Source organism: Ignatzschineria sp. F8392 (assembly GCF_002252045.1).
Taxonomy (GTDB): domain Bacteria; phylum Pseudomonadota; class Gammaproteobacteria; order Cardiobacteriales; family Wohlfahrtiimonadaceae; genus Ignatzschineria.
This window is the reverse complement of sequence record NZ_NEFF01000001.1, coordinates 398,987-416,671: the sequence shown is the minus strand read 5'-3', so window position 1 is coordinate 416,671 and position 17,685 is coordinate 398,987. Positions and strand designations below refer to the sequence as shown.

Here is a 17,685-nt window from a genome sequence, read left to right as displayed (position 1 = left end):
CTATTCTATATCGCCCGACTACATCGGCACAATATCAAACTGCTCAACAGGATAGAGCTCTTCTGGTTGCAGACGAATATTGGCATCGATCTGATTTTGAAGATCTGCAACACTATGCGCCTCTTCATCGAGAAGGCGTTCTATCACCTCCGGTGCTGCTAATACTAGAAACTCTTTAAGACTTGGGAAACGCTTACCATCTCGGATCAGCTCTCGAAAGATCTCAAAACAGACTGTAGCGCTCGTCTTCACATAACCATTGCCCTGACATTTAGGGCATGGCTCACAGAGTAATTGCACTAAGCTCTCACGTGTTCGCTTACGCGTCATCTGCACTAGACCCAGTGAGGTCACTTCACTAATGGAGGTACGGGCATAATCGTGGGAGAGATGCTCCGATAGCTCCTCTAAAACACCTTGTCGATGCTCTTCGCTCTGCATATCGATAAAATCGATAATAATGATTCCGCCAAGATTTCGCAATCTTACCTGGCGCGCTAATGCTTGTGCCGCTTCCAAATTGGTCTTATAGATTGTCTCTTCTAAATTGCGATATCCGACAAATCCACCTGTATTGATATCGATGGTTGTCATCGCTTCAGTCTGCTCAATCATCAAGTAGCCACCTGATTTGAGATCGACTCGTTTCTCAAGGGCTAAATTAATCTCTCGCTCTGTATTGAAGAGATCCATAATCGCACGTGGTCCGACATAGTACTCAATTCGCTCGGTCATCTCTGGTAAAAAGCGCGTAGTAAAATCCATCATGCTCTTATAACCTTCCATGCAATCGATGCGTACTCGCTGAATATCTTTTGAGATATAATCCCGTAAAATACGGAGCTCTAGTGGAAAGTTCCCATAAATTAACTCCCCCACTTTTGCCGCAGGAATTCGCTCTTTAACATCTTTCCAAAGACGATTCAGAAACTGCATATCTGCGCGCAGAACCCAAGGATCAGCGCCTTCAGCTGCGGTTCTGGCAATATACGCGCCCGGGATCTCCGGCTGATAACCTAAAAGAATACTCTTTAGACGGTCACGCTCCTCCTCATCTTCAATACGCACCGAAACACCGATCACATCTGAATCTGCTAAATAGACAAGATAGCAGGAGGGAATTGAGATCTGCGTTGTAATTCGTGCCCCTTTGGTCCCAAGGGGATCACGAATCACTTGAACAATCAACTCTTGACCTTGATGTAGCAACTTAGTGATATCGATCGCTTCAGGATTACGTTTCGTTGGAACGCGCTGATTTCCGTCACCTTCTCTATTATCATCACAAGCATCTGGTTGATACTCACTACAGCTTGTCTGAATATCACTTACGTGAAGAAAGGCAGCGCGATCGAGACCAATATCGACAAAAGCTGCTTCAAGACCTGGTAAAACACGAATAACGACCCCTTTATAAATATTGCCAACAAGGCCTCGCTTCTCATCTCGCTCAATTAATACTTCCTGGACCATCGCGTTACTGATCACCGCCGCTCTTGTCTCATTTGGCGTAATATTAATTAAGATTTCGTTATTATTCATTGTTATTTTGCTCGCTTTTCTAACATTTCAATCGCAGGTAGGACTTCCCCTTCTAATAACTCAAGGAAAGCACCCCCACCAGTGGAGATATAGGAGATCTGATCGGTCAATCCAAACGTCTCAATTGCTGCAACCGTATCACCACCGCCGGCAATTGAGAAAGCATCGCTCTTCGCAATTGCTTCTCCTAAAGATTTTGTTCCATCGGCAAAGTTTTCAAACTCAAATACACCTACAGGACCATTCCAGACAATTGTCTTCGCTTTCATTAAAATTTGCTGGTAGAGCTCACTTGTTTTGGGGCCAATATCCATAATCATATCATCTGGACCTACCTCATCAATGCCTTTTACCTCTGCTTTTGCTTCTGCAGAGAACTCTGTTCCTACAACAACATCGATAGGTAATGGGATCTCTTTCCCCTCTTCTTCTGCACGTTTAAGAAGCTTTTTTGCCTCTGGCACAAGATCCTTCTCTACTAAGCTTTTTCCAACTTTATAGCCTTTCGCTAAAAGTAGCGTATTAGTAATACCCCCACCGGTAATCAATTGATCAACCTTATCTAAGAGTGCATTTAAAACGGTTAATTTGGTGGATACTTTTGCACCACCCACAATCGCTACCATCGGGCTCTCTGGATGGCTAATCGCTTTCGTTAATGCTGTTAACTCTTTCTCTAAGAGCAATCCGGCAGCACTCTCTTTTGCAAGCATTCCCACACCATAGGTTGAAGCGGCCTTACGATGAGCAGTTGCAAAAGCATCCATCACATAGACATCACAAAGATTAGCCATCTTCTGAGAGAGCGCCTCATCATTCGCTTTTTCACCTTTGAGGAAGCGAACATTTTCCAATAACTTCACTTCACCCGGTTGAATCTCTACGCCATTGATCCAATTTTTAACAAGCGTTACCGGCTTACCGAGACGTTCAGATAACCAAACGGCAGCCGGCGCTAATGAAAACTCCTCATTCTCTTCCCCTTCAGTGGGTCGACCAAGGTGAGACATCACCATGACAGCACCCCCCTTCTCTAAAATCGCCTCAATCGTTGGAAGGGCTGCCACTAAACGAGCATCAGAGGTAATCTCCCCATTATGGATGGGAACATTAAGATCTTCACGAACTAACACACGCTTACCCGCTAAATCTAAACTCTCTAAGGTATTAAATTTCATATCTCTATCCTTCTTATTAACACTACTGTATTAACACTTTTTATTAACACTTTTAAATGGGTGATATCTCAATGGGTGACATCTCTAAAAAAGTCACGTCTCTCAATAATCAGCTAACCTAAATATTTCAACAACATTCAACAGTATTCAACAATGTGAATCTCACAAGTGACTCAATTCCCTCACGTTTCGTTTAATGAACACAACTTAGAGTGAATCGAGATAACGTTCAGCATCGAGTGCAGCCATACAGCCCGTTCCTGCTGAGGTAATCGCTTGACGATAATTGGAATCCATCACATCCCCAGCAGCAAAAACACCGGCAACAGAAGTGCTTGTCGCATCACCATCAATTCCTGATTTAACGATGATATAGCCATTTCTCATCTCCAACTGCCCTGCAAAGATTTCGGTGTTAGGCGCATGTCCAATAGCGATAAAGACCCCCGGTACCGCAAGCTCTTTGGTCGATTCATCTTTCGTTGATTTTAGAACGACTCCTGTCACGCCAGCATCATCACCCTTAACCTCTTCTAGCGTCTGATCAAGATGTAACTCTATTTTCCCCGCTTCGACATTACGGTAAAGGCGATCAATTAAGATCTTTTCAGCACGGAAGGTATCGCGACGATGAACAAGATGAACTTTTGCCGCAATCTGACTTAAGTAGAGCGCCTCTTCAACAGCGGTATTTCCACCACCGACAACCACAACTTCTTGATCTCGATAGAAAAAGCCATCACAAGTTGCACAAGCAGAAACGCCGCGCCCAAGATATTGCGCTTCAGAGGGAAGTCCTAAATATTTAGCGGATGCTCCCGTTGCGATAATCAATGCATCACAACTATAGCTACCATTATCCCCCTCTAAGAGAAAAGGACGTTGAGAAAGATCAACCTGTTGAATATGATCGAAGAGGATCTCTGTACCAAAGCGCTCACAATGTTCCCGCATCTGATCCATCAATTGAGGACCCGTTAACCCCTCAGCGCCACCTGGCCAATTATCAATATCGGTAGTGGTCGTCAACTGCCCGCCCATCTGCATACCAGTAATCACCACAGGTTTAAGGTTAGCACGTGCAGCATAGAGTGCAGAGGTGTAGCCTGCCGGTCCAGATCCTAAAATCACTAAAGGATGGTGTTGTCTACTCATATCATTTCCTTGTTGTAACAAGTTACAATTATCTAATAAAACAATTCTTATAAAACAGTGCTTATCAATATTTTCTATCGATAGAGGTTATCGATAACTTTAGCAGTAACGAGATCACATTAATACTCTCCCGCTCCCCATTTTTATCTAACTTTTTATCTAACTTTATCGAACTCTTACACCTAGTTTTCACTAGGTGTCCTATCGAATGCTTAACACTGCATTATACATTAAAAGTTCCACTCAAGAGCTGTCGTTCGGCGGTAACACCGATTAAATATTGATATCTCTCTCATCAACAAGGGATCGTGAGAAATAATAGGAGTTAATGAAGTTCGATGAGGCTCGATGAGGTTCGATGAGGTTTGATGAAATCTTATGAAAGGGATAACAGATGATAAAAGAGCCGGGGAGCAAGAAAAATAAAAAAAGAGTATCTAAAACAGCTAGATACTCTTCTCCATCTTCATATCGATCTGAATCTTATAATAAATCTTATAACGGACTCATACCGGCGTTATTTTTTAACGTTGCGCTTTAATTCTTAACCAATCGCGCATCAACTTTTTCTGTTCCCGTTGAGTGTAAGGTTGCTTCACATTGAGAAGCTCCAATTGCTCCTTTGAAGGATAGAGCGTCGGATCGTTAAGCAGATCCTGATCAACAAACTCAAAGGCCGCCTCATTAGAAGTGGCATACTCCACATAATCTGCCGCGCGTGCATTCACTTTCGCATCTAAAAGATAGTCGATAAAAGCATATGCCTCATCAACATTTTTAGCATCTTTTAAGATTGCAAGCTGATCAAACCAAAGAAGCCCACCCTCTTTAGGAATAAAATACTCGATCTCAACACCGGCATTCGCCTCTTTTGCTCTTGCTTTTGCTAGATAGAGATCTCCTGACCAACCGAGTGATAAGCAAGCATCGCCATTGGCCATCGCATTGATATATTCAGAGGAGTGAAACTTAGTGATATAAGGACGAATAGCCTGTAATACCTCATTCGCTTTAGCCAAGTCTGCATCAGATGTACTCTCTGCCGGTAGCCCTAAATAGCGCATCACCATCGGGTAGAACTCACTCGGGGAGTCAACAATATAGATGCCGCAACTTGCCAATTTTGAAGCATATTCTGGGTTAAAGAGAAGCTCCATTGAATCTAATGGTGCATCTGGCACTAACTCTTTAACTTTATTGACGTTGTAGGCTATCCCCGTTGTTCCCCACATGTAGGGAACTGAATACTCTATCGCACCGGGAAGCTCATCTAATCGCTCTTCCACAAAGGGCCAGATATTGTCGATATTTTTAAGTTTATCACGATCAATCTTCTGAACTGCATCTGCTTGTACCATATAGATTAAAGTGTAATCAGAAGGTACCACAATATCGTAACCTGAGTTTCCCGTTAACGTTTTTGCCAAAAGCACTTCATTACTATCGAAAGTGTCATAAATCACCTTGATGCCGGTCTTATCTGTAAATTCAGTAATCAGCTCAGGATCGATATAATCTGTCCAGTTATAGACACGAACCTCCTGCGCATTAACGGTATGACTACCAAATAAGAACCCTAAGGATAAAAGAGTTGCAAGCTTAAGTTTTTTCATCACTTTATTGATCTCCTATAAAGTGGGTAGACATAAAAGAAGCGGTTGATTATCACTCAACCGCTCTTAACTTATATCATACTTGAGGGAAAAGGCTACCTATTGCTCACGATAACTCTACCGCCCCCATTGAATCATTAATCGACTTTGTAACTATCGTGACATGATTTACAGGTACCACCTAATTTACCCATTTGTGCCGCTAAAGTCTTCTTCTCTCCAGCTGCTTCAATCATCACATCACTCTCTTGAATAAATGCTGCTAATTTTTTATCAAAATCTGCGCGCTCTTCAACAATTTTTGGGCTAGCATTTGAGCCTTCATAAGTTCCATCAACAAAGGTCGCACCAACTGCTTTTGCCATCTCATTGATACGCTTAGCTGCTGCAACTGCCTCTTCTGGATTATACTCAATCTCACCTTTTAACATTCCACCGAGAATGCCCATATTCCAACCTGCAACTTTAAATGCAGCTTGACGATAATCGATCACTTTTTCGCTATCGACATCTGCCATAGAAACGCCCATCGTTGATACTGCTAAGATCGCAGCAAGTGCTAATTTTTTCATTGACTTCTCTCCTTATTAATAATTTTCCGGCATCTCTTTCAGATCAATCATCCAAATCAAACATCTATCAATGATAGATCTCAATAAGATCCGGCATCCCTATTATATCGTAAATAAATATTTAATATAGTATTCATTATATGATTTTCTATTATATTAACAAGCGCTAAGACAACCTCTTTATAATAATCTCTAGTTTATTATTTTCTTGATATAACCGTCTCTAATTTTTACCACTCTTTACATCTATTTCTACATCGCTCTTTCTGTAATAGTGATTCAAGCAATCTAAGTTAATCCGAGTAGTTTAAGAATCTTTAACGACGCTAATGGTTTCTCTTCTTCAATGCTAAATAGAGAAAGAGTAATGATGCGCCCCCCAATGAGAGAATCATCCAGAGCGAACCCTCCTCAAATTTTAATAAAAGTGCTAAAAGAAAGACCGCACCGATACCGCCATAGATTCTCCGGACAGTTGAATCATGCTCTAATTTAGCCAAACGAGTCCACTCATTATCTGCTAAATTGACCTTCAACTTCCCTTTTGCCGCTTGCTGTAACGTCAGCTGACCATTTTGCATCAGGTCAGGCAATTGCTCTATCCAGATCGGGATATCTCGACGATAACGGGATACAATCGCTTTGGGCCCCCGCTTCTTCTTCACAAACTCCACTAAATAAGGTTTGGCTGTTGCCCATAAATCGAGCTCAGGATAGAGTTCTCGCCCTAATCCCTCGATTGCAAAGAGGGTCTTTTGCAATAACATCAATTGAGGCTGCATCTCCATCTTAAAGCGACGCGCCGTTTGAAAAAGGGAGAGAAGAAAAGCCCCAAATGAGATATCTTTTAAGGGCTTATTGAAGATCGGCTCACAAAGAGAGCGAATCACGGCCTCAAAATCTCCCACAGAGGTATCGGGAGGAACCCAGCCCGATTCAACATGCAGCTCAGCAACCTTTAGATAATCTCGATTAAAGAAAGCTAAAAAGTTACTTGCTAAGTAGTGCTGATCCTCTTCATTTAAAGTGCCGATAATACCAAAATCGAGCGCGATATAGGTTGGATCAGCAGGATTACTCACATCGACAAAGATATTGCCAGGATGCATATCCGCATGAAAAAAGCTATGCTCAAAGACTTGGGTGAAGAAGATATCGACACTACGCTGCGCTAGAAGTGGAATATTAACACCAAGCTCTTTTAACGTTGCAATATCACCAACAGGCACACCTGAAATGCGCTCCATAACCAAGACATTTTTACGCACATAGTCGAGATAGATCTCCGGCACATAGAGAATCTTTGAATCCCGAAAGTTCTCCCTCAATTGCGCCCCATTAGCCGCTTCAATCGTTAGATCGAGCTCATTGAGAATTGTTTTTGCATGCTCCTCAACAATCTCAACAGGACGCAGACGCTTACCATCAGGATAGTAACGCTCAATCATAAAGGCTAATACCTCCATGATCGCAATATCACGTTTGATCACCTTCTGAATATCGGGACGAACAACTTTTACCACCACTTCTTGCCCATTATGCAATCGCGCACTATGGACTTGTGCAATAGAAGCGGCGGCCATCGGCACTTCATCAAACTCTTTAAAGATCTCCATTAAAGGCTTATCAAAAGAGCGCTCAATAATATCGATTAAGATATCTGTCGAAAAAGGCTTAACCTGATCCTGTAGCTTTACAAGCTCGACAACAATCTCCCGATCGAGCAGATCGTAGCGTGTTGAGAGAGCTTGACCTAACTTAATAAAGGTGGGCCCTAACTGCTCTAATGCTAAACGAATGCGAACCGGTAACGCTGTTCCCTTATGTGCATTAAAGAGGGAGAGTAGAGGCTTAAGAAAGCGCAAATGACGCAATCCCGGCATCATAAAGGCAAGATCATAGAGGCCAAAGCGTAAAAAGATCCACCAAATCTGAATCATTCGCAAACTACGAGCAATCATCAAAGCATCCTTATTTTATAAATGTAACAAGTATTACGCGATATCGAAGAGGCAGGCGACCAATTGAATGATCAATGGGGTCCCCAAGATAATCAATGGAGCCCTCTCTTCTCAATTTTGCTCTAATAGACAAATCCGCGATGAATAGCAACGATACCGCCGGTTAAGTTTTTATAATCAACCTCATCAAAACCTGCCTCTAACATCATATCGCGCAACTCCTCTTGCGGGGGATGCATACGAATTGATTCAGAAAGATAGCGGTAACTATCACCATCACTAGCGATTAATTGCCCCATTCTAGGAATAATCTGAAATGAGTAAAAATCATAAACTGTCGCTAATCCGGGAACAACCGGTTTAGAAAACTCTAAGACTAAGAGGCGCCCGCCCGGCTTTAGTACCCGGCGCATCTCTTTTAAAGCTTTCATCTTATCGGTCACATTGCGAAGACCAAAACCGATCGTCACAAGATCAAAGGTAGCATCTTCGAAGGGGATCTCTTCGGCGTTGATCTGTTTAAATTCAACATTCCCAACAATCCCTTCATTGATAAGACGCTTGCGTCCCTCTTCCAACATTGACTCATTAATATCAGAGAGAACAACTAATCCCTCCGAACCAACACGCTTACTCAAACGTTTTGTTAAATCGCCTGTTCCTCCGGCAAGGTCGAGAACTTTCTGCCCTCTACGAGCACCTGATAATGAGAGCGCACTATTTTTCCATAAACGGTGAATACCAAAGCTCATCACATCATTCATCACATCGTAACGGCTAGCAACTGAGTGGAAAACCTCCGCCACCTTAGCCTCTTTCTCATCACGATCTACGGTTTGATAACCAAAATGGGTTTTTTCTTCCGACATATCTCTCTATCCTAAAATAATGATTCTGAAATGATACCAAAATCTCACTTTCTCTGTCTGATAAAAGGCAGATCTATTGATCATAAAAAGGGGTTCATAAGGGAGGTTCATAAAGAGCATTAAGAGGTGCGCCCAAAAATCTCTAATACCCCTTCAATGCTTGGACGCTTACCAAACCAAAACTCAAATGCGTAAACCCCCTGCTCAATGAGCATCCCTAACCCATCATAAGCCGCTCTTCCCCCTTCCGAGAGAAGATACTCCATAAAAATGGTTGGCTGATCACCATAAACAAGATCATAACCGATAGTGTGAGAGCTGATCACGCCGGCAGGTAGTGGCGGGAACTCATTTTGTAAAGAGGCACTTGTCCCATTAATAATCAGGTCAAAACTTCCCGTCAAATCATCTCGCTCTACGGCCTTAATCTCCCCTAAGCGGGAAAACTCTTCTGCTAACATTTTCGCTTTAGAAAAAGTGCGATTCGTGATGATGAGTGATGCGGGCTTGTGACTTAAAAGAGGCCCTAAAATCCCTCTAACTGCCCCGCCGGCACCTAATACCAAGATGCGCTTACCGGTAATATCGATCCCTTTGATCTCTGTAATATCTCTTAGCAGTCCGATCCCATCACTATTATGACCTGTAATCGAACCATCTTTTTCGATGCGAATCGTATTAACTGCCTTTGCTTCTTCCGCCTCAATCGTTAATTGATCACAATAGGGCATGACAACCTCTTTAAAGGGAACAGTAATATTGGCACCCACAATTCCCTTCTCGATCCACTCTTTAAGGCTGGTCTCAAATTGTGGGAGTGTCGTTAATACTTTTAAATAATTGAGCTCAACTCCTACATTTTTCGCAAACTGCATCTGCATCTCTGGTGATTTTGATTGTGCAACGGGATTACCAAAAATAACTGCCAACTTCTTCTGACTATTTTGCATATGTTACTCCCCTCTAAAAAAGAGTTTATCAAGATCTGTTAAAGCTAAGGTACGCCATGTCGGTCTTCCATGATTGCATTGACCTGCGCGCTCAGTACGCTCCATATCACGTAGCAATGCATTCATCTCCGGCAATGTTAAACGCCGATGATGGCGAATAGCGCTATGACAAGCCATCGTAGAGAGGATCTCATTGAGATGCTCTGTAATTTTTTGACTCGATCCATATTGATCGAAATCGTGAAGAACCTCTATCACCAACTTTTCAATATCCGCACGAATCAGGCTCGCCGGCACTTCTCGCACCACGATACTATTATGGCTTAAAACCTCAATGATTAACCCTAAATCTTGTAGCTCTTTTTGAAACTCTTCAACTAACGCAATCTCATGACTTGAGACATCGATCGGCTTTGGAATCAAGAGTGCTTGACGAATAATCCCCTCTTCTGTAGCAATCGCATTCTTAAATCGCTCATAGATAATTCGTTCATGCGCTGCATGCATATCAACGAGGACAAGACCTTGTCGATTTTCTGCCAAGATATAGGCTTCATGTAGTTGCCCTAAAGCGTAACCTAAAGGGGCTTCATCAGGATCGAGCTCAGTTGCTTGATCTTCCTGAGAGGAGTTCAGTTTTGCTAAATTAAAGCCTCCTGATTGCAATTCACCATGACTGCCGGCAGTGACACTATAATGCTCTTCCACACCTCCCGATAAGGGCGTTAAACGCTCTGTAGATGCGCCGATCGCCTCATAAAGATTGACCGGTTTATAACTCTTTGCCGGAGGTGCGCCAAAAGAGAAACCTTTCTGACCGCTAGAAGCTATTGATGACGCTGATGATGCTGATGACGAGAGCCCCTTTGAGTCCTCATCCTCTAACGTGGCAACGACAGGGAGACTCTCATGCCCCTCTAGAACTTCAGGTTGTGAGATAACATGATTGAGCGTACTAAAGAGAAAGTCATGAACCATTCTTGATTCACGAAACCTCACCTCATGCTTTTGAGGATGAGCGTTCACATCCACAGCCACAGCATCGAGCGTTAAATAGATGACAAATACTGGATGCTTATCGCTATACATCACATCACGATAAGCTTGTCGAATAGCATGCGCTACCAGACGATCTTTCACCATACGTCCATTCACATAAACATATTGCCAATCATTGTTATTGCGAAAAAATGTCGGTTTTGCTAACCATCCCTCAATCGTTAAGGTGCGGGTGGTATCATAATCATCAAGCGGGATCTTCTTCGTATGACTAAAGTGAAAGCTCTCTGCCAAAAACTCCTGATTAAATACCGCAGCAATGCGATTCTGCTGCTCTTCCAAAGTCTCAGCTCGAGGTAGCGAGAATTGCTCACGACCATTATGGATTAAGGTGAATGCAATATCATAACGAATGAGTGCTAAACGCTTCACTAAGGTCTCAATATGGCTATATTCTGTCCGTTCAGTTCGAAGAAATTTACGTCTTGCCGGCACATTAAAAAAGAGATCTCTCACCTCTATTCTCGTCCCCTCTAAGAGAGAGGCCGGCATCGGCTCCTCCCCTAAATCATCCCCCTTCCCATCAACACGGTAGGCATACTCTGCCCCCCGCTCTCGAGAGATTAAAGTCAAGCGTGAGACTGCCGCAATACTAGGAAGCGCCTCCCCTCTAAACCCTAAGGTTGAAACCTCTACCAGATCTTCCGGCGAGCGAATTTTACTTGTGGAATGACTCGACAGTGCCAAATTAAGGTCATCTTTCGCAATGCCATGACCATTATCTTGCACAATAATATGATCGATTCCGCCACCCTTAATATCGATGGTAATCTCGGTTGCTCCAGCATCAATACTATTTTCGACCAACTCCTTCACAATAGAAGCAGGTCTCTCAACCACCTCTCCGGCGGCGATCTGATTGATGACGTGAGGTGCTAATTTAGCAATACGTCGACTCATAAAATCTCTCCTTCGCTCATATTCACTCATGCTCTCTCATCTTCTCCCAAATAAGAAGAAACGCCTGGCTAAATAATAACCAGGCGTCTCTATTTTATCAGATTATAGGGAGCTTACCTCAATCCTGTCTGTACCTTCTCCATCATCTCTTCAAGATGATTAAGCGTCAATACTGGCAAGACATCAATCTGCGTTCTATCTTCACCGATAGGGTTGATCCGTATGTAGTAAACCTCCCCTTCGGGATCATCTTTACTAAAGAACCAGAAGCGACGTTTTTTAACTGTCCGTCCAACACGTAATGTATTGATATCAGCATACTGCTCTAATACATTATATTTAACTCCATCATTTAAAATATCAGCAACCTGTTCCCAGACGGCATCCTGTGAACGATTTTTAATAATGAGTCGTGTCCCTTCCCGATCAGTGACGGGAAGACCCTGCTTTCCCATGGCACTACTGCCATCACCTCCTAATCTTGCCGCAAGGCGTGCAATAAACTCCGCCTCCAGTTCAGGATCTTTAGGAGCATCTACCCATCGATGGAATTGGTCATCATTTCCGGTTGCTTCATCCTTCATCGCATAGTGTGTCACAAAAATTAGCGTTCGATCACCATCACGCTCTAAACGAATCTTAAATTTATCTCTCGATGATGAACCTAAGAGATTACTTGCAACACGTTTAATTAAGCCACGGATAAATCCTTCTGGGACATCCGCTTGATTTTCAGCCCATTTTGTCTCAATAAGACCCGCTTCAGGACTTTGAGATTCTATCTCTAACCCTAACTGTCTTAAGAGTTGATGTACCTGCTGCCAAACAAAATCAGGAGTGTGACCTGTATTGATCCAGCGGCGACCATTTTCTGCCTCAATGAATGTAATACTCTCTCCAGCAGTAGGCAATACCTTCGAGGCTGCTTGCTTCTGATAATTACGATATTCCTTGAGGGTCGTTGCAGCTTCAACATTGGTTTCTGTCTGCTTCACTAAACTAGGAGGATACTCTAAAGGATTAACTTGCGATGATTTCAAATAACGCAAATTATCTCTCGACTGCACATTCTGCGTAGAACACCCGCTAATAACCAAGCCTGATAGCACTACTGCGAACACTATTTTTTTTGTGTACATGAACCAACCTTTACTGAATAAAATTCTTGCCATCGTATCGTAATTATAAACGATCGCCTATACCTATTCCTTGAATTATAACCGAAAAAAAAGTGTGCTGCCCTTTTCTCTTCTACTTAATTCTATTCATAAATCACTAATCATACAATAAATTAGAGAAGTCCTGCACCCTTCATCGCTTCACGTACTGTTAAATGATACTGTTTATCGAGCGGAACTAATGGGAGACGAATTCCGGCATGAATACGATTCATCTGCTGAAGCGCCCATTTAACTGGAATAGGATTTGCCTCCAAAAAGAGGACATGATGAAGCTCTTTGATCTTATCGTTGATCTCATAAGCACGCTTCTCATCCCCTGCTAAAGCAGCTTCCATCATCTCATGCATCATCAATGGCACAATATTTGCCGTAACAGAGATTACCCCTTTTGCCCCGGCTAATACACACTTAGCAGCGATACCATCCTCTCCTGTTAAGATATCGATCTTATCACCTACGCGACGAACTAATTGCTCTACACGCTCGAAAGTACTCGCCTCTTTAATTGCAACAATATTTTTAAGATTTGCTAATTTTTCAACAGTATCTGGCAAAATATCAGATGCTGTACGCCCCGGTACATTGTAGAGAATTTGTGGAATATCTACAGTCTCGGCAATCAACTTAAAGTGTTGATAGAGTCCCTCTTGTGGTGGCTTATTGTAGTAAGGCGCAACTAAGAGACAAGCATCGGCACCATCTTCAGCCGCCCAATGGGTTAAGCGAATCGCCTCTTCTGTAGAATTGCCACCTGTTCCTGCAATCACAGGAACCCTCCCACGAACATAACCAACAACTCGTTTGACAACCTCACGATGCTCATCGAAGTTAATTGTCGCAGACTCTCCTGTTGTACCTACCGCAACAATCGCATCTGTCTTATTTTCAATATGAAATTCAACCAATTTTTCAAATGAATCATAATCAATACGACCATCCGGAAACATCGGGGTGACTATCGCGACAATACTACCACCAAACATAATTCTCTCCTTATCAAATTTAATACAGGGGCTTTTCAATGAGCTCCCTCCATCTCGTCCTTCTCTTAACTATTACATAGATTGCGTTATGCAGCTATTTCTACTTTTACGATCTGCTACTTTATCTATCGACTTCTATCGACATCTAGTAATAGTAGGCTATCTCTACTCTATTTCGATACTCTATCCGTATCTTTTTCACGATCCTTCAACAGAACAGAGACCGGCGCATGATCTGAAGGGCGTTCCATCGCTCGATACTCCAAATGAACTTTAGAGGTCACAAATCGTCGACTCACTACTGTTGATAATAATAGATGATCAATCCGAATACCACTGTTTTTCTCAAATCCATTCTGACGATAATCCCACCAAGTAAAGAGGCCCGCCGGTTGCGCTTCCATTCTCAAAGCATCGATTAACCCTAAATCGAGAAGTTGAAAGAAAGCTTCTCGCTCCGCGTCGGTGCAGAGCACCTTTCCTTTCCAGCTCTTAGGATCATGAACATCATCATCGGTAGGGGCAATATTGAAATCCCCTATCACGATAAGTTCCGGATAGATCTGAAGCTGCGCCTCAATAAATACCTTAAAATGTTGTAACCAATTTAACTTATATTGATATTTATCAGAATCGGGGCTCTGTCCATTAGGAACATAGGCATTAATCACTCGAACGCCATTGATCGTTGCGCTAATGACACGCTTCTCACTATCCTCAAATCCTGGAAGATCAAAGAGAATATCACTCATCGGAAAGCGAGATAATAGCGCCACACCATTATAGGTGGGCTGCCCATTAACTGCAGCGTGATAACCCAATGCTTCACAAGCTTCTAAGGGGAATTTTTCTGAAACTGATTTGAGCTCCTGTAGCCCCACCACGGTAGGAGAGACCTCTTTTAAAAACTGCTCTAAATGGGCTAAACGAACATTGACTGAGTTAACATTCCAAGTAGTTATTTTCATTCTATTATTTATTCTCTATCTCTTTAAACATAAGTTATATTGTAGAGCATTCTACGTAACTCTCCCTAAAAGCGAAAGGGATAAAAAAGGGTTCCTCTTTTTAAACAAGCTTCTTAGCTATTACAGTTTTACAAAAAATATTTGGATAAATGCCTCAGTCAATAGCACGAGCACATTCTTGGCAAGTTTTTAGCAAATTCTTAACAAATTTGGAGCAAATATCTTCGTAAGTCTCTTGGACAAATTCTCAGTTGGTTTTCAACAATCTCTTTTTCGATCCCTTTGTCACCCTTTACGCAATTATTTTCTTTATCGTTTTCTTTATCGTTTTCTTTATTGTTACTACTACTTTATTGAGCATTTTTCCTAAAAATTAGTGTAGAATACCGATTTACACCACATGGAAAAATTTAAGGAGTGAGCATGCCGGCTGATAGTATTCGTTCCATTTTAGAGTTTATTAAAGAAAATGGGATTTTATTCATCGATCTTCGTTTAACCGATATGATCGGACAAGAACATCATTTTACTATTCCAGCACGACAAGCGAACCAAGACCTCTTCACTCAGGGTAAGTTTTTTGATGGCTCAAGCTTTAAAGGATGGAAGAAGACAGAGTGCTCAGATATGATTCTCTTACCTCGTCCTGAGACTGCTTTCGTCGATCATCTTGCTCAACATCCGACCCTAGTCTTAATTTGTGATGTTCTAGAGCCCGATACAATGGATTATTATGAGAGAGATCCGAGAGCGCTTGCTCGTCGTGCAGAAGAGCATCTATCAAACCTCAATATTGCCGATCAAGCTTTTTTTGGCCCCGAAAATGAGTTTTTTATCTTCGATAGCGTCCGTTACAATATTGCACCAGATCATATGAGCTATCAGTTACAATCAGATACCTCCTACTGGTCATCAAATGATGAAAACTCCTATTCTGGACATTATGCTGAAAAACAGGGGGGCTACTCGCCACTTCAACCTGTCGATAAGCTACATAACCTTCGTAATGAGATTGTCTTAAATGCAGAAAAGATGGGGCTTGAAGTAGAGATTCATCATCGCGAAGTCGCCTCTGCAGGACAATGTGAAATTGGCGTTCGTTACAATACGCTTCTTAAAAAAGCAGACGAGGTACAACGTCTCAAATATGTTACAAAAACAACAGCCGATCTTCATGGTAAAAGCGCAACATTCCTTCCTAAACCCTATCATGGTGAGAGCGGATCTGGAATGCATGTCCATATCTCTCTCTTTAAAGAGAGCGACAATATCTTCTGCGGAGATCAATATAGCAATCTCTCATTAGATGCCCTCTACTTTATTGGTGGCATCATCCGACATGCGCGCGCACTCAATGCATTTACAAATGCCTCAACTAATAGCTATAAGCGCCTTGTTCCTCACTTTGAGGCTCCCGTACTTTTAGCTTATTCAGCCAAAAATAGAACCGCGTCTATCCGCATCCCTTATGTGGCTAATGAGAAGGCTCGCCGTATTGAAGTACGCTTCCCTGATGCGACAGCAAACCCCTACTTAGCATTTTCGGCGCTTCTTATGGCAGGCTTAGATGGTATTGAGAATAAAATCCATCCAGGACCTGCCGCTGATGAGAATCTCTATGATCTTTCAAGCGAATTACTCAACAATATCCCTAAAGTTTGCCGTAATCTTGATGAGGCATTAGAGGCGCTCGATCAGGATCGTGAATTTCTCCTTAAAGGTGGGGTTTTTAGCAATAGTATTATCGATTCTTACATTGCACTGAAACAGAAAGAGATCAATCAAGTAGCAGAAACACCTAATCCTATGGAATATAAGCTCTACTACTCGATCTAATCTAAAAGTCATTAAGAACTAATTGAGTTCTAAATCAATTCTGAATCAGTTCTGAGTCAGAATCATTCTAGCCAAGAATATAGGGTTAAAATTAGAGACAAATTAAAGACAAGTTAGAGATAATAGAACTAATAGATGACAAAATAGAAAAAGGGAAGCTTAATAATTAGCTTCCCTTTTTCCTCTCCTACTTTCTACTCTCTGCTTAACGATACTACAACTCTTCTTGCCGTAAACGCACTCGTCTCGCTTCCGTTCTTGCTTTTGCCTCTGCGTCACGCCATTGGGCAATTTTTGCATGATCGCCAGAAAAGAGTACTTCCGGCACCTTTAAGCCATTAATCTCCCGCGGACGAGTATAATGAGGATGATCAAGCTGATCTCCAATACTAAAAGAATCATGAAGATGAGACGCCTCATTTGAGATCGCATCGGGAAGAATTCGGACAATCGCATCAATTAAGATGGCAGCCGCTAACTCCCCACCTGAGAGCACATAGTCACCAACAGAGATCTCACCATCAATCTCTGTGTCGATAATACGTTGATCAACCCCCTCATATCTACCACAAAGAATAATAAGATGTTGCTCTTTACTAAGCTCTCTGACGCGTTGCTGCTTCAGAAGATCTCCCTGTGGAGACATATAGAGACGTAAACCTCTACCCCCTCTAAAGCTCTCAATAGCATCAAAAGTCTTCTTCAGCGGCTCATACATCATCACCATTCCCGGCCCCCCACCATAAGGACGGGCATCCACTGTATGATGATTATCTGTAGAGTAATCGCGAGGGTTCCAAAAACGGAGCTCAAAGAGCTCATTGTTATGAGCGCGACTGACAACCCCATCTTCGATAATAGGTGCTATTAACTCGGGAATTAAAGCGATAACATCGATGATCAACTTACCCTTCATCT

The 17,685-nt window shown here is 42.4% G+C and carries 14 protein-coding genes; 1 reads left to right on the top strand and 13 read right to left on the bottom strand.

All coding sequences use genetic code 11. From position 1 onward, the window contains the following. Positions 1-18 precede the first annotated feature (18 nt). From rng to xth, 12 genes are all read right to left on the bottom strand, one after another. Positions 19-1,542 (bottom strand): ribonuclease G, encoded by a 1,524-nt coding sequence (gene rng, locus B9T19_RS01820; protein ID WP_094566906.1) that lies wholly within the window; start codon positions 1,540-1,542, stop codon positions 19-21. Positions 1,543-1,544: 2 nt separating this feature from the next. Then, a complete protein-coding gene (locus B9T19_RS01815) occupies positions 1,545-2,720 on the bottom strand; it encodes a phosphoglycerate kinase (RefSeq protein WP_094566905.1) in 1,176 nt (391 codons plus the stop codon). Between the two features lie 207 nt (positions 2,721-2,927). Further along, complete coding sequence (trxB, locus tag B9T19_RS01810) at positions 2,928-3,875, bottom strand: thioredoxin-disulfide reductase (RefSeq protein ID WP_094566904.1); 948 nt, start codon at positions 3,873-3,875, stop codon at positions 2,928-2,930. 524 nt (positions 3,876-4,399) lie between these two features. Then, positions 4,400-5,488, bottom strand: coding sequence for a polyamine ABC transporter substrate-binding protein (locus B9T19_RS01805; protein WP_233146761.1), 1,089 nt, complete (start codon positions 5,486-5,488; stop codon positions 4,400-4,402). Between the two features lie 137 nt (positions 5,489-5,625). Beyond that, positions 5,626-6,060 carry a cytochrome c gene (locus tag B9T19_RS01800; protein ID WP_094566902.1) on the bottom strand — a complete coding sequence of 145 codons (435 nt, stop codon included), beginning with the start codon at positions 6,058-6,060 and terminating at the stop codon, positions 5,626-5,628. Positions 6,061-6,386: 326 nt separating this feature from the next. Then, positions 6,387-8,021, bottom strand: coding sequence for a ubiquinone biosynthesis regulatory protein kinase UbiB (gene ubiB / locus B9T19_RS01795; protein ID WP_094566901.1), 1,635 nt, complete (start codon positions 8,019-8,021; stop codon positions 6,387-6,389). A 122-nt stretch (positions 8,022-8,143) separates the two neighbouring features. Continuing rightward, entirely contained in the window at positions 8,144-8,890 is a 747-nt protein-coding gene (gene ubiE / locus B9T19_RS01790; protein WP_094566900.1) for a bifunctional demethylmenaquinone methyltransferase/2-methoxy-6-polyprenyl-1,4-benzoquinol methylase UbiE, read from the bottom strand. 119 nt (positions 8,891-9,009) lie between these two features. After that, on the bottom strand, positions 9,010-9,840 hold the full coding sequence (aroE, locus tag B9T19_RS01785) for a shikimate dehydrogenase (RefSeq protein ID WP_094566899.1): 831 nt from the start codon (positions 9,838-9,840) through the stop codon (positions 9,010-9,012). Positions 9,841-9,843: 3 nt separating this feature from the next. Continuing rightward, positions 9,844-11,799 carry a DNA mismatch repair endonuclease MutL gene (mutL, locus tag B9T19_RS01780; protein ID WP_094566898.1) on the bottom strand — a complete coding sequence of 652 codons (1,956 nt, stop codon included), beginning with the start codon at positions 11,797-11,799 and terminating at the stop codon, positions 9,844-9,846. Between the two features lie 113 nt (positions 11,800-11,912). Further along, positions 11,913-12,839 carry an outer membrane protein assembly factor BamC gene (bamC, locus tag B9T19_RS01775; protein ID WP_158214328.1) on the bottom strand — a complete coding sequence of 309 codons (927 nt, stop codon included), beginning with the start codon at positions 12,837-12,839 and terminating at the stop codon, positions 11,913-11,915. Between the two features lie 251 nt (positions 12,840-13,090). Next, a complete protein-coding gene (gene dapA / locus B9T19_RS01770) occupies positions 13,091-13,963 on the bottom strand; it encodes a 4-hydroxy-tetrahydrodipicolinate synthase (RefSeq protein ID WP_094566896.1) in 873 nt (290 codons plus the stop codon). A 170-nt stretch (positions 13,964-14,133) separates the two neighbouring features. Continuing rightward, the gene (gene xth, locus B9T19_RS01765) at positions 14,134-14,931 is read right to left on the bottom strand and encodes an exodeoxyribonuclease III (protein WP_094566895.1); all 798 of its coding nucleotides are present in this window, start codon (positions 14,929-14,931) and stop codon (positions 14,134-14,136) included. Positions 14,932-15,354: 423 nt separating this feature from the next. Between xth and glnA the strand changes: the two genes are divergently transcribed. Beyond that, positions 15,355-16,767 carry a type I glutamate--ammonia ligase gene (gene glnA / locus B9T19_RS01760; protein ID WP_094566894.1) on the top strand — a complete coding sequence of 471 codons (1,413 nt, stop codon included), beginning with the start codon at positions 15,355-15,357 and terminating at the stop codon, positions 16,765-16,767. A 214-nt stretch (positions 16,768-16,981) separates the two neighbouring features. On the opposite strand, the gene trmD is transcribed toward glnA, so the two are convergent. Next, on the bottom strand, positions 16,982-17,683 hold the full coding sequence (trmD, locus tag B9T19_RS01755) for a tRNA (guanosine(37)-N1)-methyltransferase TrmD (RefSeq protein WP_094566893.1): 702 nt from the start codon (positions 17,681-17,683) through the stop codon (positions 16,982-16,984). Positions 17,684-17,685: the final 2 nt, after the last annotated feature.